The organism is Ensifer adhaerens, assembly GCF_028993555.1.
In the GTDB taxonomy this organism is placed as follows: Bacteria; Pseudomonadota; Alphaproteobacteria; order Rhizobiales; family Rhizobiaceae; genus Ensifer; species Ensifer adhaerens_I.
This window is the reverse complement of sequence record NZ_CP118610.1, coordinates 1,326,921-1,346,340: the sequence shown is the minus strand read 5'-3', so window position 1 is coordinate 1,346,340 and position 19,420 is coordinate 1,326,921. Positions and strand designations below refer to the sequence as shown.

15 protein-coding genes and 1 pseudogene are annotated in these 19,420 nt (G+C 61.3%); 1 reads left to right on the top strand and 15 read right to left on the bottom strand.

What is annotated here, in order from left to right:
• Positions 1-119: 119 nt before the first annotated feature.
• The 6 genes and pseudogenes from PWG15_RS06555 to PWG15_RS06525 form a co-directional block, all read right to left on the bottom strand.
• Positions 120-938: a PopZ family protein gene (locus PWG15_RS06555; protein WP_275023631.1), complete on the bottom strand. Its 819-nt coding sequence runs from the start codon at positions 936-938 to the stop codon at positions 120-122.
• 180 nt (positions 939-1,118) lie between these two features.
• Positions 1,119-2,480 carry a TolC family outer membrane protein gene (locus PWG15_RS06550; protein WP_275023630.1) on the bottom strand — a complete coding sequence of 454 codons (1,362 nt, stop codon included), beginning with the start codon at positions 2,478-2,480 and terminating at the stop codon, positions 1,119-1,121.
• 287 nt (positions 2,481-2,767) lie between these two features.
• Entirely contained in the window at positions 2,768-3,433 is a 666-nt protein-coding gene (locus PWG15_RS06545) for a protein-L-isoaspartate O-methyltransferase family protein (protein WP_275023629.1), read from the bottom strand.
• A gap of 238 nt (positions 3,434-3,671) precedes the next feature.
• Positions 3,672-4,097 (bottom strand): TonB system transport protein ExbD, encoded by a 426-nt coding sequence (gene exbD / locus PWG15_RS06540; protein ID WP_057255784.1) that lies wholly within the window; start codon positions 4,095-4,097, stop codon positions 3,672-3,674.
• A gap of 3 nt (positions 4,098-4,100) precedes the next feature.
• Complete coding sequence (gene exbB / locus PWG15_RS06535; RefSeq protein ID WP_275023628.1) at positions 4,101-5,177, bottom strand: tonB-system energizer ExbB; 1,077 nt, start codon at positions 5,175-5,177, stop codon at positions 4,101-4,103.
• Positions 5,178-5,361: 184 nt separating this feature from the next.
• Positions 5,362-7,843 (bottom strand): annotated as a pseudogene (locus PWG15_RS06525) (ComEC/Rec2 family competence protein).
• Between the two features lie 315 nt (positions 7,844-8,158).
• Here PWG15_RS06525 and gltA point away from each other — a divergent pair.
• On the top strand, positions 8,159-9,448 hold the full coding sequence (gene gltA / locus PWG15_RS06520; RefSeq protein ID WP_057255779.1) for a citrate synthase: 1,290 nt from the start codon (positions 8,159-8,161) through the stop codon (positions 9,446-9,448).
• A gap of 196 nt (positions 9,449-9,644) precedes the next feature.
• Here gltA and lpxB read toward each other — a convergent pair whose 3' ends face one another.
• The 9 genes from lpxB to PWG15_RS06475 form a co-directional block, all read right to left on the bottom strand.
• Positions 9,645-10,820 (bottom strand): lipid-A-disaccharide synthase, encoded by a 1,176-nt coding sequence (lpxB, locus tag PWG15_RS06515; RefSeq protein WP_275023625.1) that lies wholly within the window; start codon positions 10,818-10,820, stop codon positions 9,645-9,647.
• A complete protein-coding gene (locus PWG15_RS06510) occupies positions 10,817-11,704 on the bottom strand; it encodes an LpxI family protein (protein ID WP_275023624.1) in 888 nt (295 codons plus the stop codon). Before PWG15_RS06510 ends, lpxB begins: the two co-directional genes overlap by 4 nt.
• Positions 11,705-11,709: 5 nt before the next feature.
• Positions 11,710-12,525, bottom strand: coding sequence for an acyl-ACP--UDP-N-acetylglucosamine O-acyltransferase (gene lpxA, locus PWG15_RS06505; RefSeq protein ID WP_275024367.1), 816 nt, complete (start codon positions 12,523-12,525; stop codon positions 11,710-11,712).
• Positions 12,522-12,986 (bottom strand): 3-hydroxyacyl-ACP dehydratase FabZ, encoded by a 465-nt coding sequence (fabZ, locus tag PWG15_RS06500; protein WP_034796695.1) that lies wholly within the window; start codon positions 12,984-12,986, stop codon positions 12,522-12,524. Before fabZ ends, lpxA begins: the two co-directional genes overlap by 4 nt.
• On the bottom strand, positions 12,979-14,046 hold the full coding sequence (gene lpxD / locus PWG15_RS06495; RefSeq protein ID WP_275023623.1) for a UDP-3-O-(3-hydroxymyristoyl)glucosamine N-acyltransferase: 1,068 nt from the start codon (positions 14,044-14,046) through the stop codon (positions 12,979-12,981). Before lpxD ends, fabZ begins: the two co-directional genes overlap by 8 nt.
• Positions 14,047-14,092: 46 nt before the next feature.
• Positions 14,093-16,426 (bottom strand): outer membrane protein assembly factor BamA, encoded by a 2,334-nt coding sequence (gene bamA, locus PWG15_RS06490; protein ID WP_275023622.1) that lies wholly within the window; start codon positions 16,424-16,426, stop codon positions 14,093-14,095.
• Between the two features lie 249 nt (positions 16,427-16,675).
• Positions 16,676-17,809, bottom strand: coding sequence for an RIP metalloprotease RseP (gene rseP, locus PWG15_RS06485; protein ID WP_275023621.1), 1,134 nt, complete (start codon positions 17,807-17,809; stop codon positions 16,676-16,678).
• Positions 17,810-17,838: 29 nt separating this feature from the next.
• Positions 17,839-18,672 (bottom strand): phosphatidate cytidylyltransferase, encoded by an 834-nt coding sequence (locus PWG15_RS06480; protein WP_275023620.1) that lies wholly within the window; start codon positions 18,670-18,672, stop codon positions 17,839-17,841.
• The gene (locus PWG15_RS06475; RefSeq protein ID WP_275023619.1) at positions 18,672-19,415 is read right to left on the bottom strand and encodes an isoprenyl transferase; all 744 of its coding nucleotides are present in this window, start codon (positions 19,413-19,415) and stop codon (positions 18,672-18,674) included. Before PWG15_RS06475 ends, PWG15_RS06480 begins: the two co-directional genes overlap by 1 nt.
• Positions 19,416-19,420 lie beyond the last annotated feature (5 nt).

Here is a 19,420-nt window from a genome sequence, read left to right as displayed (position 1 = left end):
GGAGCCAATTTTGGAGAGTGATGTCTGTGTCTTGTAAACCGGAACGGCCGGTGCAAGTCAACACGAACGCAAAAAGCCGCGACAGTCGCCGCGGCCCCATGCGTCAAAAGACCTGAATTTCAGCGACGCGGCCCGCGGGCAACGCGTTCGATTTCCTCGCGAACCAACCGTTCGACGAGTGTCGGCAGATTGTCGTCCAGCCATTCCTGCAACATCGGCCGCAGCATTTCCTGGGCGATTTCGTCGAACGAACGCCTTGCGCCCTGATCGACCGCGAGAGCGAGATTGTCGAAGGACTGCGCGACCTTCCGGCCGACCTCCGGAGAGACGATGGCCGCGATCGCCTTCTCGGGGGCCGCCGTGTCGACCATGACGGGCGTAGCTACCTGTGCGGGCGGTTCGAAGCTGTCGCGAACCTCCGCCGACTCAGGCGCAGCGACGGCCTCCGTATCCTCGTGTGTTTCGAGGGTCACGACCGGCTGAACCGTCGGAGCCTTGGGCGCTGATACCGCGGCCATGCGCGACGTTACGACAGGACTGTCCTGGATTGCGGGAGCCGGCGCGGCTGGCTGCGCTTCGCGCGGGGCAAATCCCGTTGCGTGGCGCTCCGAAGCCGCTCGAACGCGCGCAGCGACATCAGCCAGCGAAAGCGGCGGCTGCGCAACCGCGGTGCTGACCTCAGGCGAGACGATGGAAAGCTCTACGGCAGGAGCCGCTGGGGTGGGCCTCAAGATGTCGGCAGATTCCTCACGCCGGCCAAAGGCAACGGTCTCGATCTCGCTGTCGATCGTCAGCTCGATCTCATCGCCCGCCTCATCCTCGAAATGCTCCTGCGGCGACAGCCCGGCCTGGCCAGGCTCATTGCTCTCGATGATCTTGCGAATGGATGCCAGGATCTCATCCATCGAAGGTTCACGCGCGACATTGAGCTGTGCCATTTCTATCCCCGTTTGACGCGGCCGGCATGTGTTTCAAAACAGGACATGCGCCGATTTCCGACAAACCTTATGTGAGTTCGCGGACGAAACATACGCCACGAATCAGCCACTCAGATTCTTGCACAGATTTGTTTTCAGGGCCAAAAATAGAAACGCCCCGGGAAGACCGGGGCGTTTTCTTTAGCGACCGTCGACGGTTCGAAGACCGAACCATTTATCCTTGACCGCCTCGTAGTGTTCCTCGGAGCGGTATTCCGCAACCTGCAGCCCCTGGCTCTTCACGGTCAGCCTCGCGGAGGCTGCAAGCAAAGTATAGCTCGCGACGACCGCGTCACGCTGCGCAAGCGCCAGGAGTTCCTGCGCCTGCAGCACGTCCTGCTGCGAATCGAGAACGTCGAGGGTCGTGCGCTGGCCGACTTTGCGCTCTTCAACGACGCCATCCAGCGCCAGCTTGGCGGCAGAGATTTGCGCCTTGTTTGCGGAAATGCGCGCAATCGCCGCTTCAAGCTGAGCATAGGCCGAAACAATCGTTTCCTGAATCGATGCTCGTGCCGAATCAACCAAGATGCGCTGTTGTCCGAGGCGTTCCTTTGCCTGCCGGATCTGACCATATTCGAGGCCGCCCTGATAGATCGGCACCTCGAGGCGAGCCGTTATGCTCGACGTATTGTTGTCGTCGGTGACGTTGCCGGCCGTGCGGCCGACCTGCCCTTGAAGCGTCACGCCCGGCAGCATCGTTCCCTCTGCCGACTTCACCTGGAATCCGGCCGAATCAACCGAGTACTGTGCAGCCAGGATGGTCGGATGATCCCGCAGGCCGCTTGCGACGGCCTGATCGAGCGAGCGCGGCAGGTTCTTGGATGCCGGAGACGCCTGCTTGATGCCCTTCGGTATGTCGCCAACGATCCGCACATACGTCGCTTCGCTCTGCTTCAACTGCGCGACGGCGACGATGAGCTGCGATTGCGCGTTGGCGAGCGACGCCTCGGCGAGGCTCACGTCCGTGCGCGTGCCTTCACCTACGTCAAGGCGCGCCTTGGCGGCGTTCACCTGCTCCTGCAGGAAGGCGATGTTCTGCTTGCGGATCGAGACCAACTGCTGATCTCGCGCAATGTTCGAGTAGATGGTCGCTGCCGAGAGCAGGATCTGCATTTCGTTGGCCAGCAGCGATTCGCGGGTGGCAAACACGTTCGACTCGGCCGCGCGAACATTGTTCAGCGTCTGAAAGCCGTCAAAGACCATCTGCGTTATGGAGACGCCAACCTGTCCCTGGTGGAGGTCCCGGGATCCATCCGCCCGGTCGATGGTCGAAAGCGTCCCGTTGGCGAAAGCTGCCACTTGGGGGCGAAAGCCAGACTTGGCGATCGGCACGCTCTCGTCGGTTGCGCGCAGACCCGCACGTGCAGCATTCAGATCCGGGTTGTTTGCGTAGGCTTTGGCCATTGCGCCGAAGATCGTCTCGGCCAGCACTGCGTGCGGGGCAAGCAGCACACTCGTCGAAACGGCGGCCCATAGGGCCGCTTTGCGGACAATCGACACCATTACTTCTCTCTCCGATAGGGGCGGCAGAGCCTGCCCTACATTTCCCGCAGCGCTGTCCTCGTTACAAAACGGCGCTGCCTAGACACGGCGATGAAGCGCTCACACCGCCCACTGGCGAGCAAATCACTACCACTGCACTCTTTGAAACCCGGATTCCAGATTCCGACAACTGCCCACCCCTACTCTGCGCAGGCATTTCAAAAAGAAACAAGTGCCCCGTTGCGAATTGGCAACATTGTTATTTTAGCAGTGCATTCAAATGTTGATATCCCTCAATAAGTGGGACCTCAAAAAACAAATTCCTGCTCGCGGCGGAAGCCGGGAAGCGGCTTCACCGCAGTGTTGAAATCGGCACGCTCGGAGGTCTTTCCGTGCTCGTGCACATAGAGTTTAGCGCGCGAAGCGTTGCCAAATCCTTCGACCACCACGAGACGGCCGCCATCGCGCAATTGCTGGAACAGAGCAGCAGGCAAAACTTCCACCGAACCGTGAACGAAGATGACATCGTAAGGTGCTTCGGCAGCGTAGCCCTTCTCGAGATCGCCGGTGACAACGGCAATATTGTCATAGCCGAGACGCGCCAGCGTTTCGGTCGCAGTGGCTGCTAGACCCTGATCGCTTTCGAGTGCGACGACAGACCCTGCAATCAGGGAAAGCAGTGCAGAAGCATAGCCGGTGCCGCAGCCGATCTCGAGCACGACGTCGGACTTTGCGATCTCGGCGAGCTGCAGCAGCTTGGCGAGCGGCGAAGGCTCCATCAGGTAGCGCGGCGCTGCGCCGTTGATGCCGTCAAGCGCGATGTCGGTGTCGATATAGGCGAGCTCCTTCATCTTCGCGGGCACGAATTCTTCGCGCGGCACGGTGAGGAAGGCGGACAAGACCGAGTGGGACGTCACATCCGTAGTCCGGATCTGGTTGTCCACCATCTTGGTGCGCGCTGCTTCGAAATTCATGCTAGTGCCCTCGTATCCGGCTGGGCGCGGCGCCGCTTTTCGGAGAGGCCCGCGCGATCGTCTTGTGGCTCTCTACCGAAAGCCTTTGACGTAAGCTCTTAAATCGCCGCCCCGCGGGATTCAAGCGACAGCGGCAAATTGCGCCGGAAAAACGGGGAAGAAGGGCCCTAGATCGATCAAGGCGGCGGCGCGCGGACAAGGGCGCGACGCATTGCTGGGACGTGGCCCGAAGAAAGACTCAGCGTCCGGGCGCGCCTTCCAGCCCGACAAGGGCGATCTTGGTGTAGCCGGCGTTCTGGATGAGGTTCATGACCGTCATCAATTCACCGTAGTCCACGGCCTTGTCGGCCCGCAGCAGGACGCGCGTCTCGGTATTGCCCTCGGTCAGGCGCTTCAGCTCGTCGGCGAAGGTCTCGCGGGCCGTTTCCTCGTTACCGATGGCAAGCGCCAGATCGGCCTTCAAGGTCACGAAGACCGGTTTGTCGTCGCGCGGCGCCGGCTTTGCAGCCGATTGCGGCAGATCCACCTTCATGTCCACCGTAGCAAGCGGCGCCGCCACCATGAAGATGATCAGCAGCACGAGCATGACGTCGATAAAGGGCGTGACGTTGATTTCGCTGTTCTCGTCGAGATCGCCGCCGTCCTGGCTTACTTTGCCGGCCATGGGTCACCCAATCCGTGCAATGGTCGTTTCCGCATGGACGAAGCCTTCCTGACGGCGGGGCTGCGCCTTGCGGGCCAGACGGTGGTCGAGGTCGCGGCTGACGAGCCGTTCCACGGCGGCCGCAGCATCGGCAAGGATCACCTTGTAGCCACCCACTGCACGGGCGAAATAGTTGTAAATGATCACGGCCGGAATAGCCGCAACGAGGCCGATGGCAGTGGCGAGCAGCGCTTCGGCAATGCCGGGTGCGACGATCGCGAGATTGGTCGTCTGCGCCTTGCTGATGCCGATGAAGGAATTCATGATCCCCCACACGGTGCCGAAAAGGCCGACGAACGGACCGACCGAGCCGATCGAGGCGAGAATACCGGTGCCGCTCGTCATGCGCTTGCCGGCGCGAACCTCGATGCGGGTCAGCAGCGAAGAGACGCGCTCCTTGATGCCGCTCGCGGGCGCATGGTCGACAACCGCTTCCGAACGCACCATTTCGTCGATCGCCGCAGCCACCATGTCAGGCGCGGGGCCTGACTTCCCGTCGAATGCGGTCTTGACATCAGCCAGGCCATTAGCCGCTGACAGCAGACGCACCGCCCGCTTGAGGCGCGCCTTGGCGCCAAAAAGCTCGAGTGCCTTGACCAGGAAGATCGCCCAGGTGGCAATGGACGCCACTGCCAAGCCGACCATAACGCTTTTGACGACCAGGTCGGCCGCCATGAACATGCCGATCGGCGACAGATCGTGCGGCAGTACCGGGTTCGCCACGCCTTCGGCCGCAACCGCGGCGCCCTCGACACCAATGGGGGTAGCAGCCTCGGGCGAAGCGGCTTGTGCTGCGGGCTGGATCTGTGTGATCGGCGTCGCCTGGTTTACCGGCGCGCTGCCGGTTGCCGTCTGCCCCTCGGCGACCGGCGTTGACGCAGGAGATTCTGCGACAGTGCCCTGAGCGCCGTTCGTGGCCGGGACTGACGTTCCCGCGTCACTCGCCGATTGAGCGAACGCAACTGCAGGAAAAGCGGCCGATGACAGGCCCAGCATTGCGGCTGCCAGCAGATTGGTCGTCGATCGGGCTCGGTTCGGCATCTTGTTCCTCACGTACTGGTCCGTTTCGTCATGTCAGAGCGAAGGGATTGCCGTCACCCGCCACATCCCTTGCGTGCTTTCGGGCTCTTTACGCAAAGGGGAGCGGAATGACAAGGATTTGTGGAGTTTATCAATCAAGAATAATTTCGCAACCACTCGCTCGGAGCGTGACCGGCGGCCGCGGTCAAAAGCCTGGCGAAACGTCCATGAAAGCGCCGGTCCGCCAATCATAGGCGCGGTGCCGTTCCCAGGGGCGAGCAAGGGTCGTAAATGCCGGTCGAAACTGCATTGCGGCCGGTGCTTGCTCAGTCTCCGACTGCGCTCGAATTTCGATTGCACCCGCGCGACGTAGCGTCCGCACATCCACAATGCGGGCCCGGTTGGTCGGGCACGTCACGCCATCGACCCGCGCCGCGGTCACCACCAGATCCGCCTGATCGCAGAGAGCCGAAAAGAGGCGCGGGTTTTCGAGCGTTAGGATCGTCCAGCCGTAGCCGTTGTGCGCCACGCACCAATGTTTGTCCCGGCAGATGAAGACACCTGCTGCACTCGCCTCGACCGCCGACGACAAATCCGAACGGATCGCGGCCACTTTTTCCTGGTCGAGCGGCGGAGCGCCTTTTCCGGCCGGCTCCGTAGCCGGATAAGGATCGGTGGTCGCCGGCGGCGGAAGTATCGAGGGCTTGAGGTGGGTTTCCACCGCGAGGGCCCGTTGCCACTGGGAAAACACGAAATCCGACGGGCGCATCCTGTTAGTCGCGATCGCGCCGTTCGAGATGAGGCCGACGAGGCGACCATCCTCGGCAATCACGACATCGGGCAGAGGATCGCGCTCGACTGAGAGGCTGACGAGACCCGCACTGATCAGCACTGCACCCGACAGGGCCAGCCAGCTCCGCAATACACAGAGCAGAACACCGCCTGCGGCAATCAGCACAAAGCCGAGATGTCCGATGCGGCCTGTGACGATCTCGCCATCGAGCGATGGTTACCAAGCGGGCGATGTCGAGCATCCGGTCGAGGCCCCAGGCCATCGCCAACAATGGATAGTGCTCAAGCCCCAACGGCATCAGGAGCATGGCGAACAGGCCGAACGGCATGATCACGATGCTGATCACTGGCATGGTGAGAACATTGGCGAGCAGGCCATAGGCCGGCAACCGGTGGAAATAGGCGATCGAATAGACCGAGGTTGCCAAGCCGCCGATCAGCGAGGTGATGACGACACCGGCGACCACGCCAGTGACCAACCCTCGTCCCTTACCCTGCCTCTCCGCCGCCGGCGTCTCTGCCTCCTGACGCTCACGCCAGCGCGCATAGCCGGCAACGAGCGCAAGCGTGGCAGCGAACGACATCTGGAAACCCGGCCCGGCAACCGCCGACGGCGTGATGGCGACGATGACAATCGCTGCGAGAGCCACGTTGCGCAGGCTGATCGACATACGAACAAAAAATACGGCGACGAGCATGATGGAAATCATGATCCAGGCGCGCAATGCCGACACAGCGCCGCCGGAGATGAGAATGTAGAAGCAAACCATCAGCAGCGCGCCGGCCGCCGCAACCTTCTTGATCGGCACGCGATGCGCCATGCCAGGAATCATGCTGAGAACGGTGCGGGCGCCGATCAGAAAGGTTCCCGCGGCAAGCGCCATGTTCAGACCGGAGATCGCCAGCACATGCGCAAGACCGGCTTGCCGCAACACCTCGACCGTCTCGCGGCTGATGGCCCGCTCCTCCGCGGTCACCAGTGCTGCTGCAAGCGCTCCGGTGTCGCCGCCGATCGATGCACGGATGCGCTCTCCGACGGCCTCCCGCATTGCGGCGATCCTGGTGGCCACAGATGAACCGAAGGAAGATGCCGCTTCCGAGCCTCCAGCCCCGGAGGGCGCGCTGCTCGTCGGCGAACCATAGAAGAACCCGACCGCACCGATACCCCGGAAATAGCTGTCAAATGCAAAGTCGTTCAGACCCGGCAATGCAGGACCGGAGGGCGGCGACAGCCTTGCCCTACCCTCGATCGCCGCACCGATCGGCAGCGGATCTTCCCGCCCCCGCGCCACCAGCGTGACTTTGGTCGGCTGACGGCGCAGGTGCGGCCTGGTCGTCTCGTGGATCTCGACCCCGTAGCGCCACTGCCCCCGGTCGTCCTGCTCACGCGAGAACACCACGCCCCGCACGTTCGTCGTCACCGGTGCGTCGAGGATGATCGTATCGATCCGCGCTGTCTCGGCCGCGACCAGCACCATCCCCGCCACAAACAGTGTCGCCGCAATCAACGGCATCCGCAGCCGTGCAAATTTTCCAATGGACGCCAACGCCGCCATGCTGAAAACGCAAAGCAGCAGTGCAAGTTTGACAATTCCAACGTCAAAGGGGAGCGACAGCCAGGCCAGGACGCCTGAGATCAGCAGCACCGGTATCAACACAAAACCGTGACCGAATGCCCGTTCTTCTTCGATCGCCGAGGCGATTGATGCCTTGAGCGCGCGCGGGCTGAGACGCGCCCAGAACGTCGACATACCGCGACGCACCTGCGTCGAAAGCAAGCCGCGCGGCGCATTGGGAGCGAAGACCGTAACGGCAGTGGCGGCATCGGAAGCGGGCAACGTGAAGCTGCCACGCTCGGCGTCGTGCAACGCCTGTCGCCTTTCACTATCACTCATTGCGCCTGCGCTCTTTCCCCCGAATACGCGGTCGATCATGCAACCAAAGACACACAACCGCAACCGTGGCGCTATCTGCTGAAAAAAGCGGCAAACCTATATAGAATGGTACCGCACCATCATCCGACGAGATTGTTGATCTGCTTGGACTTATTGCCGTAACATGCCATTGTTGCGTCGCCATATGCACATTTTCGCATCGCACAATTTGCCTTTCGTACAGCTTGGCAGTCGAAAATAAATCATATAGCAAATTCGCAACGTTCATTGTCGTGGCATGTCTCCATGTCACGTTGCCATAAGACGGAGGGTCCGATGACTGAAAAAACCGCGGTTGTAACACTCGATGGAAAGTCTGCGGATCTTCCGGTGCGATCGGGGTCCATCGGCCCTGACGTCGTGGACATCGGCTCGCTCTACAAACAGACGAAAATGTTCACCTACGACCCGGGCTTCACGTCCACGGCGTCGTGCGAATCCAAGATCACCTATATCGACGGCGACGAAGGCGTGCTGCTCCACCGCGGCTACCCGATCGAGCAGCTGGCCGAGCACGGCGACTTCCTGGAAGTCTGCTACCTGCTGCTCTACGGCGAACTGCCGACCAAGGCACAGAAGGCCGACTTCGACTATCGCGTCACGCACCACACCATGGTGCATGAGCAGATGTCGCGCTTCTTCACGGGCTTCCGCCGTGACGCGCACCCGATGGCCGTCATGTGCGGCTGCGTCGGCGCGCTTTCGGCGTTCTATCACGACTCAACCGACATCACCGATCCGCACCAGCGCATGGTCGCTTCGCTGCGCATGATCGCCAAGATGCCGACGATCGCGGCGATGGCCTACAAGTACCACATCGGCCAGCCCTTCGTTTACCCGAAGAACGATCTGGACTACGCCTCGAACTTCCTGCGCATGTGCTTCGCCGTTCCGTGCGAGGAATATGTCGTCAACCCGGTTCTGTCGCGCGCCATGGACCGTATCTTCATCCTGCACGCCGACCACGAGCAGAACGCGTCGACCTCGACGGTTCGTCTCGCCGGTTCGTCGGGCGCGAACCCGTTCGCCTGCATCGCTGCCGGCATCGCCTGCCTCTGGGGCCCGGCTCATGGTGGCGCCAACGAAGCGGCGCTCAACATGCTCGCCGAAATCGGCACGGCCGACCGCATCCCGGAATTCATCGCCCGCGCCAAGGACAAGAACGATCCGTTCCGCCTGATGGGCTTCGGTCACCGCGTCTACAAGAACTACGATCCGCGCGCGAAGATCATGCAGAAGACCACGCACGAAGTGCTGGCGGAACTCGGCCACAAGGACGATCCGCTGCTCGAAGTCGCGATGGAACTCGAGCGCATCGCACTCACCGACGAGTATTTCATCGAGAAGAAGCTCTATCCGAACATCGACTTCTACTCCGGCATCACGCTGAAGGCGCTGGGCTTCCCCACCACCATGTTCACCGTGCTCTTCGCGCTCGCCCGCACCGTCGGCTGGATCGCGCAGTGGAACGAGATGATCGAGGATCCGGAACAGCGCATCGGTCGCCCGCGCCAGCTCTATGTCGGCGCTCCGCAGCGCGACTACGTGCCGGTCTCCAAGCGCTGATCGGCATCAGCCAAGAACACGAAGCCCGGTCAGCGATGGCCGGGCTTTTTATTTTGCCGGTCCGCGAACATCGGTCCGTATCCCGTTTACCGTCGGGTTGGCCGCAAGCAACGCCAGACGCAAACCGGCTCCGCCGGCGGCATCTTCGCGCGTCGACGTCGAGGCATGCATCGCGCTCGCTTACGGAATATGAAGCTTACCTGTTGTTTTTCTTGAGATAGCCAAGGACAATCTCGGCTGCCTTTTCACCGGGCGGTTGAGATGTCGCCATGCGCTCTTGCACCAGTGCATAGCCGTCCAGCATCGAGGCGCGTTGCGCCGTTGCACCGGAAAGCCGTTCCATCCAACGCGTCAAGGCACCAGGACGGATGGACTCGCTGAAATATTCCGGCACGATCGGGAAGTCTGCGATCAAATTCGGCAGCGCCCCGCTCCAGATGCGGATGCGCTTGTGCAGGAACTTCACCAGGAAATCGGGATCGTATGTCGAAACGACGGGAACGCCGGCAAGCGCCAGTTCCAGGAGAACAGTTCCCGAGGCGGCGATCGCCGCATCGGCCCGATCGAAGGCGGCCCATTTTTCCGCCGCCCCCACTGTGATCTCCGGCTGGATGGGCCAGGATGCCGTGATTTCGCGTACCAGCTTTTCCTGCCGGGAAACGGTCGGCAACAGGAAACGAATGTCGGGATGTCGGCTGGCTAGCTCCTCGACCACCCGGCCGAAGGTCGGCAAAAGGCGGCCGACCTCACTCGAACGGGAGCCCGGCAGAAGGAGACACGTCGCAACCCGACCATCGATGGCACCGGCAAGGCGCTGCCCGCGGCTCGCGCGGACAGCGAGCACATTCGCATCGCTTGCGAGGCGGTGGCCGACATAGGTCGTCGGCGGGCCCTCTAGCTTCTCCATCGCCTGCGGTTCGAACGGCAACACGGCCAGGACGTGATCAACATAACCACGCATGCGCGGCGCACGTTCCGGCTTCCAGGCCCAGACGCTCGGGCAGACATAGTTGATGACAGGCACATCCGGCAGTGCCGCGCGGACCTTGCGCGCCACCCGGTGGGTAAAGTCCGGGCTGTCGATGATCAGCAAGGCATCGGGACGCGCGGCGATGATCGCCTTTGCCGTCTGACGAATGCGCATGATGAGCTTCGGCAATCGCGCGAAGACCTGGGTGAAGCCCATGATGGACAGTTCGGAATAGTCGAAGAGCGATCGAAGCCCCTCGGCCTCCAGCGCCTCGCCGCCGACGCCGACGAGTTCAATCGTACCGCTGCTTTGCGCCCGAAGCGCACGAACGAGATCGGCGCCCAGGAGATCGCCGGAAACCTCGCCGGCAATGACTGCAAGCTTGTAGCTGGGCGCGCTCATCGTTCGGCTCCCTTGGCCGATCGTTCGACACCGGCAACAAACAGACCGGCGCGATTGGCGATATCGATCACGTTGCCGCGTTCAAGAACCAGAGCCCTGCCGGCTTCGACAGCGATACCGGCGAGACCGGCCTTTTCAGCAAGCGCAACGGTCGACGGACCGATCGACGGCAAGTCGGCGCGAAGATCCTGCCCGGGCTTGCAAAGCTTGACGAGAACCCCGCGACGGCGAGAAGAGACGCGGCCTTCGGCCTTCAAGGCGGCGACACGCTCAAGCATAGAATCGGTACCTTCAGCGCCCTCCAGCGCCACGACACGCCCACCGACGGCCACAGCACCCTGCCCCACGTCAAGCGCGCCGAGCGCGTTGGCGGCGGCAATGCCAGCCTCGATGTCTCGGCGATCGTCGGCATCAGGCGTAACCGCACCGATCGGCCCCGGTTCTGCCAGGAGATTGGGCACCACTTCATGAACGCCGATGACATGGGCGCCGCTTGCTTCGATCAGTGCCATGGCCATGCGCAGGACGGCGTCGTCTCCACCGGACACCAGCGTCTTCAAGACTGCCGGAATCTTTGCGAGCGTTCTCAGCGTCGGGCGAATGTCGCGCCATTCCGGCCGGCGGCGAACCCAACCCGACAGGACGACGCGATCGATCCCCTCATCCTTGAAAGTACGGCTGATATTGGCGAAGTCGCCTATCCCGAGGACGGAATGATCAAAGCCGATCCAATCGGCCTCTTCCGCCTCGCGCGACAATGCGATGATGAAAGGATCTTCGCCCCGCGCCCGCACAGCTTCGGCCACGTGATGCGGCAGCGCGCCACCGCCGGCGATGATTGCGAGCCGACCGCCGGTCGCTGCGTGGCTCGCAGCAGCCGACATCACGCTCACGCCTTGCCGCGAGACGGCGACGATAGTGCCCGGTCGCTCTCGGCCCCGATGAAATCGAGGATTTCGACAACCGGTGCGCAGTCGGCATATTCTTCGCGAATGGCCGCGGCATTGGCGCGGATCGATTCCGGGCCTTCAAAGATCTGCTTGTAAGCGCGGCGGACGACGTGGATCGTCGCACGGTCGATCCCGGCTCTCGTCATGCCGACAACGTTCAGCCCACTCAGTATGCCCGGATTGCCATTGAGCATACCATAGGGAATGACGTCATAGCTGACGGCGGAGAGGCCTCCGACAAACGCCTGACGGCCGACGCGGGTAAACTGATGCACGGCGCAGCCCCCGCCAAGAATGGCGCGATCTTCGACCGTGACATGGCCCGCCAGCATCACGTTGTTCGACAGGATGATATTGTTGCCGAGGCGGCAATCGTGCGCCACGTGCGAATAAGCCAGAAAGAGATTGTTGTCGCCAACGACAGTCTGTCCGCCATGTTCGACGGTGCCCGTATTCATCGTCACGCCTTCGCGGATCGTGCAATTCGCACCGATCAGCAGTTCCGTATCGACGGCGCTATGATGAACGCTCTGCGAATCAGCGCCGATCACGGCCTGCGGGAAGATCTTTGTTCCCGTGCCGATCGTCGTGCGGCCGGTTACCACGACATGACTGTGGAGCTCGATATCGTCGCCAAGAACGACTTTCGGCCCCACGTGGCAAAAAGGGCCGATCTTGACGTTTTCGCCGATCACAGCGCCGTCTTCGATAATCGAGGACGGGTGGATCTTCGCTGATGCTGCAATCATGTTCAGGCGTCTTCCTTGCTGACGATCATCGCGCCGATATCAGCTTCTGCGACCAGTTGCCCGTCAACTTTTGCATCACAGTGAAATTTCCAGATATTGCCGCGCTGCTTCTGCTTGACGACATGGAATTCGACGCGGTCGCCAGGAACGACCGGCTTGCGGAAGCGCGCATTGTCGATGGTCATGAAATAGACGAGGTTTGTCCCGGTCCCAACCTTGCGGGCGCAAATCGCGCCTGCCGTCTGCGCCATGCCCTCGACGAGCAAAACGCCCGGCATGATCGGCTGCTCGGGGAAATGACCGGTGAAATGCGGTTCGTTCGCCGAAACGTTCTTGATGCCGATCGCCGAATTGTCGCCGTCGATCTCGATGATGCGATCGACGAGCAGAAATGGGTACCGATGCGGGAGCAGCTTCAGGATTTCCTGAATGTCCGCCGTACCGAGAACCGTTGCTGCCTCACTCATTCGTATCGCCCTTCTTCTTTTTCTGTCTGTCGCTTGCCCGCATCGCCATTTCCGCGACATCGCGCAGGAAATCGCGCATCGGGCGCGCCGGAATACCACCATAACGTTCGCCGGCCGGCACATCGCTGGCGACGCCGCTCATGGCCGCGATCTGCACGCCATCGCCGATCGTGATGTGACCATTGACGCCACTACCACCGCCGATCATCACGCCGTCGCCGATCTTCGTGCTGCCTGCAATGCCTACCTGGCTGACGATGCCACAATAACGGCCAATGCGCACGTTGTGGCCAACCTGGACGAGATTGTCGATCTTCGTCCCCTCGCCGATCACCGTGTCATCCATCGTGCCACGATCGATCGTCGTATTGGCGCCGATCTCGACATGATCCTGGATAATGACGCGACCGACCTGAACGATCTTGATCATTCCGCCTTTCGGTCCGGGCGCATAGCCGAAACCATCCTGACCGATGCGGGCCCCGGGATGAATGATCACGCTGTTGCCAACGAGAGCACAGAGCACGCTTGCACCAGCGGCAATCGTACAGTCGCGGCCGATGCGCACGCCCGGCCCGATAACGGCGCCCGCGGCGATGCGGGTGCCGCTTCCGATTTCCGCACCGGCTCCGACGACGGCGGTAGGCTCGACTTCGACGCCGTCTTCCAGACGCGCTGTCGGATCCACGAAGGCACCCGGCGCCACGCCACCGAGGCTGGTGTTGCGCGCGGGACGCATCGCCACCTCGTGCAGCAACGTGCCGGCAAGTGCGAACGCCGTGTGCGGACGAGCCGTCAGCAGGACTGGGATATGCGCAGGCACAAGGCTGGAAATCGTCTTGTCGCAAATGATCGCGGACGCCTGACACGTATCAAGCTCGGCGCGGCTCTTGCGAGACAGCATGTAGCAGACGTCGCCGGGTTTAGCCCGATAGACCGGCGCTACCGAATGAATGGTGCAGTCGGCGACCGCACCATTAGTCAACTCCGCCCCAATTTGATTCGCCAGGTCACCCAAACGAATCCCTTCATGGGGCGGAAAAAACCAGTTCTGTTCCATGGACACTCCAGAACGATCTTTTCTGGCAGTTCTGGACTGCTTTTTATCAGAACGACGAGGAAATACCGAACTTCAGGTTTTGTACCCGGTCGAAGTCTTCCTTGGCAACCGGCCAAGCGTAGTCAACACGCAGCGGACCGAACGGCGATGCCCAGATCAGGCCGACACCGACCGATGCACGCAGCGAGGAGTCGTTGCCCTGCACCGTTTCGCCCGGCGCCATCGTGACCTTGCTGCTGTAGAGCGTACCGGCGTCGGCGAAGACCGCACCACGGAAGCCGCTATCACGCGGAATGCCCGGGAGCGGGAACGTCGCTTCGGCCGAAGCCGTGAAGTAGGTCGTGCCGCCGAGCGCATCGCCCGTAGCCTGGTCGCGCGGACCGATACCGTTGCGCTCGAAGCCACGAATATCGTTGGAGCCGAGCTGGAACTGATCGAAGACCTGCAGATCGCTGCCGGTTTCGAAGACATGACCGGCACTACCAGCAAGCGACGCGATGATGTCCGCCTCGTCGTTGACGGTGTAGTACCACTTGGCCTTACCGGTCATCTTGTAGAAATCGGAATCGCCGCCAAGACCTGCAAACTCGTGCGTGAAGGTCGCCAGGATGCCGTCATGCGGCAGCTGGGGATCGTCGAGCGTGTTGTAGGTGATCGACTGCGATACCGACGAACGGACCCAGTTTCCACCCTCAACCGCGCGAACGTAAGGCGACGACAGCTTTGCAACATTACCGCTATAGTCAAACGTCGTGAAGTTGTACCGCAGCGTGGTCGACAGATTTTCGGTGATCGGTGCCGTTACGCGCAGGCTGAAGCCCTGATCTTCGTAGCTGTAATTTTCGTCGTCGAAGTCGTTCTCGTTCTTGAAGACGTCAAAGCCGGCAGCCAGACGATAGCCAAGGAAGTACGGCTCGGTGAACGAAACGTTGTAGGTCCGACTCTCGTCACCGCGACCGGCGGCAACGCGGATATACTGACCGCGACCCAGGAAGTTCTTTTCTTCGATCGACGCTTCGACGAGGAAGCCACCGCCGCTGCCGGCGGAGTAACCAGCACCGATACCGAACGAACCGGTCGACTGATCCTGCACGTCGACGATCACGACGACACGGTCAGCGGCGCTGCCCGGAGCAGTCGAGATGTTGACGCTCGAGAAGTAACCGAGTGCCTCCAGACGACGCTTGGCACTTGCGACCATTTCCTGGTTGAAGGCATCGCCTTCACCCATGTCGAATTCGCGACGGATAACGTAGTCACGCGTGCGGGTGTTGCCGCGGATCTCGATGCGCTCGACGTATGCACGCTCGCCCTGGTCGACGAGGTAGTCGACGGCGATCGTGTGATTGGCGAGGTCGCGGTTGCCGCGCGGCGTAACGCGCGCAAAAGGATAACCGGCCGAAGCGACGCGCTTCGAAATTTCGCTCATCGTCGCCTGAACGTCCTTGGCCTTGTAGACCGAGCCTTCGCGGCTCAGGACGAGACCCTTCAGTTCCTCGGCATTGACGCCCTCGACCGTCGATTCGACGTTGACGCCGCCGAAATCATAGCGCGGACCTTCTTCGACGGTGATCGTCACCGTGTACTCGTTGGTCGCCTCATTGAGCGCCGCGTCCGAGGAAACGACCTGGAAGTCCGCATAGCCGCGGTTGTAATAGAACTGACGCAGCAATTCTTCGTCGGCGCGAAGCTTGTCCGGATTGTAGACGTCCTTGCGCGTGATGAACGAGAAGATGCCCGATTCCTTCGTCGCAATGACCGACTGAAGACGACCGTCGCTATAGGCCTCGTTGCCGACAAAATTGATCTGGGAGATCTTGGTGCGCTCACCTTCATTGATCACGAAGGCAAGGTTGACGCGCCCTTCGGCAACCGGAACGACCTGCGTCGTCACCGTGATGTCGCTGCGGCCGATGGCTGCATAGGCGTCCTTGATGGACTGGATATCCGTTTCGACCGTCGCTTCGCTGTACGGACCGAGCGGCTGCGTGCGCACGACGCCCTGCAGCTTGTCGTCCTTGATCTTGCGGTTGCCGTTGAAGACGACCTGGTTGACCAGCTGGTTTTCGCTGACGCTGACGACCAGCGTGCCGCCGGCGACGTTGATGCTGACGTCAGAGAAGTAGCCGGTGGAGTACAGGCGCTTCACGGAAGCGTCGATGTCGGCGTTGCTGAAGGCCTTGCCCGGAACGATCGTGATGTTCGCACGGACCGTCTCAGCACTGACGCGCGTTGCCCCGCGCACTTCGACACGATTGATGACCGCAGCTTCTGCAACGGACGTGCCTGCGAGCAACCCAACACCAGCGCCAGATACAACAATGCTTGTTGACAGCGCAGCCGCCGACACCGCGTTCAAAAACCTTGAACCAGCTTTCATGTTCAAATCTTACCTTTTCCAAACGTCGCGCGGCAGTTTCGTGCCGACTCCGGTCACGGTTGCCGTTTTAACCGCTTTTCCCATACAAGCAAGCCAGCTCGTTAATTTCTGTTTACTTCAATTCGAACCGTGGCTTAACGGCCACTACAGCCTCGAGTTATCGTAAACAAAACCTTTCTTCGCAAGCCGTTGAAAACCATTCGTTCACAGTATCCGCCGAATTCCCCTCGCCGTTTCCCCGACCGAACGCTAGCCGAAGAACATCGATATGTCGTTCCAGGTGGCAAAGACCATGAGCATCAGCACCATGGCAAAGCCGATCCGATAGGCGACATCCTGCGCGGCAGGACCCACAGGCTTCCCGCGCAAGGCCTCAACCGCATAGAACATCAAATGGCCGCCATCAAGCACCGGCACGGGCATGAGGTTAAGCAATCCTATGGAAACTGACAGGATCGCGGCGATATTCAGCAGGAAAGGAATGCCGAGCGTCGCCATCTGCCCGGAAACCTTGGCGACGCGGATCGGGCCACCGATCTGGTCCGCCTTCATCCGTCCGGTCAGCACGTTGCCGAGATAGTCGAACGTGCCCGTGATGACGTGCCAGCTTTGCAGCACGCCCTGCCCTACAGCCTCGATCGGGCCATAGGTGACGGTGCGGAAATTGCCGGCTTCCTGATCGGTCAAGATACCGATGACGCCAATCTCCATCTTGTTGCCGAACTGGTCGGTCAGCTCCGTCCGCTGGGGCACCATCGGCAAATCAAGCGTCGCGCCGTTGCGTTCGATTCGGATGGTGATCTTCAACTCAGGCCGCACGCTGACATAGCGACGAACGTCGTCGAAGGTCGTCACTGGCGAGCCGTCGATCGAGATCAGGCGGTCACCGGGAACAACGCCCGCCTGTGCGGCTGCGCTATTTTCGTTCACACGCGCCACAACGGGATCTGCGATCTGGCGTCCGTAGACGGAGAACAGAACGGCGAAGATGGCAATCGCGAGGATGAAGTTGGCGATCGGCCCTGCGGCAACCGTCGCTGCCCGCTTCCAGAGCCTGGCACCGAGGAAGGTCTTGCCGCGCTCTTCCGGCGCGATTGCCTCCAGGCGCTTGTAGTCCGGCACGCTCGCCGCGTCCTCGTCACCGAAGAACTTGACGTAGCCGCCAAGTGGAATCGCCGACAGTTTCCAACGCGTTCCGTGCCGATCGGTCCAACCGAAAAGTTCGGGGCCGAATCCAATCGAGAAGGCGAGGATGCGGATTCCCGACCAGCGGCCGACGAGATAGTGCCCCATCTCGTGCACGAAGACCAAAAGGGTCAGCACGAGAAGGAAGGGAATGACGTAGCCGGTCAGAATCTGAAAGGCATCAAGGAGATATGTCATGAACGTTCCTCAAGTCCCTGCGGCCGGCATCAGGGGCCAAGCAGGACCGAACCGAAGGCGATCTGGCGCCCATCGCTGACGAAATACTGAATCATGACCAGAATCAACGCCGCCACGCAGGCGAATATCAAACCGTCGACCCGGTCCATGACCCCGCCGTGCCCCGGAATGAGACGGCTCGAATCCTTCACGCCAAAGCGCCGCTTGATGAAGGACTCGAACAAGTCCCCAACCTGGCTGGCAACCGAGAGCACCAGGGCAATGATCGGGATCCGAAGATCTTGCAGCGAAAAATAAGCCATAAAAACGGCGACGCCAGCAAGGATGCCACAAATCGTGCCACCGATGGCGCCGGACCAGGTCTTGCCGGGCGAAATGCGCGGTGCAAGCTTGGGGCCACCGATCGCTCGGCCCGTAAAATAGGCGAAAATGTCGGTTGCCCAGACCACCGCGAAGACGAACAGCGTTGCGATCAGGCCGAGATCGTCGGCGCCGCGAAGCGCTGCGAGCGATATGCCGGTGAGACCGGCATAGGCGATGCCGCCCGGAAGCCACCCGCTTGTCTTTTGAGTAAGCACCCAAAGCAATGCCGCGCCGACGCCGAGCGCCAGGAATGGAAGGCTGTAGCCGATGTAACCGGTGACAACGAGACCTGCGATCACGACCATGGAGAGCCAACCGAAGGCGTTGCCCTGGAAATCGCGCTCAACGAGGCCGGTGATCGTCGACCATTCGTAGTAGACGAGAAGCGCGATCAGGACGGAAAGAAGCTGGAAAGCGAGCCCGCCGAACCAGGTCGCAGCAAGAGCGACCGCCGCGAGCACCACTCCCGAAGCGATGCGAAGCTTGAGTTCAGTTTGCATCAGGAACCAACCGCCCGCGTCGGCTCGACCAGTCCGCCGAAACGGCGCTCCCGGCAGGCATACTTCTCCAGAGCAGCCAGGAACGTCTCGCGCGTGAAATCCGGCCACAGTTCGGGAACGAAGATCAGCTCGGAATAGGCGCCCTGCCAGAGCAGGAAATTCGACAGTCGCTCCTCGCCGCTCGTGCGGATAATCAGGTCCGGATCGGGTATGTCGGCCGTGTCCAGCGAGGCTGCAATGCGTTCCTGGTTGATGTCTTCGGGGCGCAAACGCCCTTCGGCCACTTCCACTGCGAGGCGACGCATCGCCCGGGCCAGTTCGTCACGTGCGCCGTAGTTGAAGGCGATCACCAGGGTAACTCCCGTGTTCGCCCGCGTCGTTTCCTCAGCCTCTATCAACAGCGGCAGGATGTCGCCACGCAGGTTCGAGCGGTCGCCAATGACGCGGATGCGGACATTCTCGCGGTGGAGATCGGCGAGATCCCGGCGGATGAAGGTCTTGAGCAACCCCATAAGGTCGCTCACCTCCGGCTCCGGCCGGCTCCAGTTTTCCGAAGAGAACGCAAATAGCGTGAGATAGCGAATACCCAGTTGGGCAGCCGTCTTGACGGCATCGCGAACGGTCTCGACGCCTTTGCGATGCCCCATGGTGCGCGGTAGCCCACGTGCATTCGCCCAACGCCCGTTGCCATCCATGATGATGGCAACATGTTCCGGAACGGTCGTGGAGATGAGGTTTTGCATAAGGC

Coding starts and splice junctions, on each gene's coding strand:
- lpxD (WP_275023623.1), bottom strand. CDS start 14,046: ATGGAACAGAACTGGTTTTTTCCGCCCCATGAAGGGATTCGTTTGGGT.
- PWG15_RS06550 (WP_275023630.1), bottom strand. CDS start 2,480: ATGGTGTCGATTGTCCGCAAAGCGGCCCTATGGGCCGCCGTTTCGACG.
- fabZ (WP_034796695.1), bottom strand. CDS start 12,986: ATGAGTGAGGCAGCAACGGTTCTCGGTACGGCGGACATTCAGGAAATC.
- lpxB (WP_275023625.1), bottom strand. CDS start 10,820: ATGAGCGCGCCCAGCTACAAGCTTGCAGTCATTGCCGGCGAGGTTTCC.
- exbD (WP_057255784.1), bottom strand. CDS start 4,097: ATGGCCGGCAAAGTAAGCCAGGACGGCGGCGATCTCGACGAGAACAGC.
- gltA (WP_057255779.1), top strand. CDS start 8,159: ATGACTGAAAAAACCGCGGTTGTAACACTCGATGGAAAGTCTGCGGAT.
- PWG15_RS06555 (WP_275023631.1), bottom strand. CDS start 938: ATGGCACAGCTCAATGTCGCGCGTGAACCTTCGATGGATGAGATCCTG.
- bamA (WP_275023622.1), bottom strand. CDS start 16,426: ATGAAAGCTGGTTCAAGGTTTTTGAACGCGGTGTCGGCGGCTGCGCTG.
- rseP (WP_275023621.1), bottom strand. CDS start 17,809: ATGACATATCTCCTTGATGCCTTTCAGATTCTGACCGGCTACGTCATT.
- PWG15_RS06475 (WP_275023619.1), bottom strand. CDS start 19,415: ATGCAAAACCTCATCTCCACGACCGTTCCGGAACATGTTGCCATCATC.
- PWG15_RS06510 (WP_275023624.1), bottom strand. CDS start 11,704: ATGTCGGCTGCTGCGAGCCACGCAGCGACCGGCGGTCGGCTCGCAATC.
- exbB (WP_275023628.1), bottom strand. CDS start 5,177: ATGCCGAACCGAGCCCGATCGACGACCAATCTGCTGGCAGCCGCAATG.
- PWG15_RS06480 (WP_275023620.1), bottom strand. CDS start 18,672: ATGCAAACTGAACTCAAGCTTCGCATCGCTTCGGGAGTGGTGCTCGCG.
- PWG15_RS06545 (WP_275023629.1), bottom strand. CDS start 3,433: ATGAATTTCGAAGCAGCGCGCACCAAGATGGTGGACAACCAGATCCGG.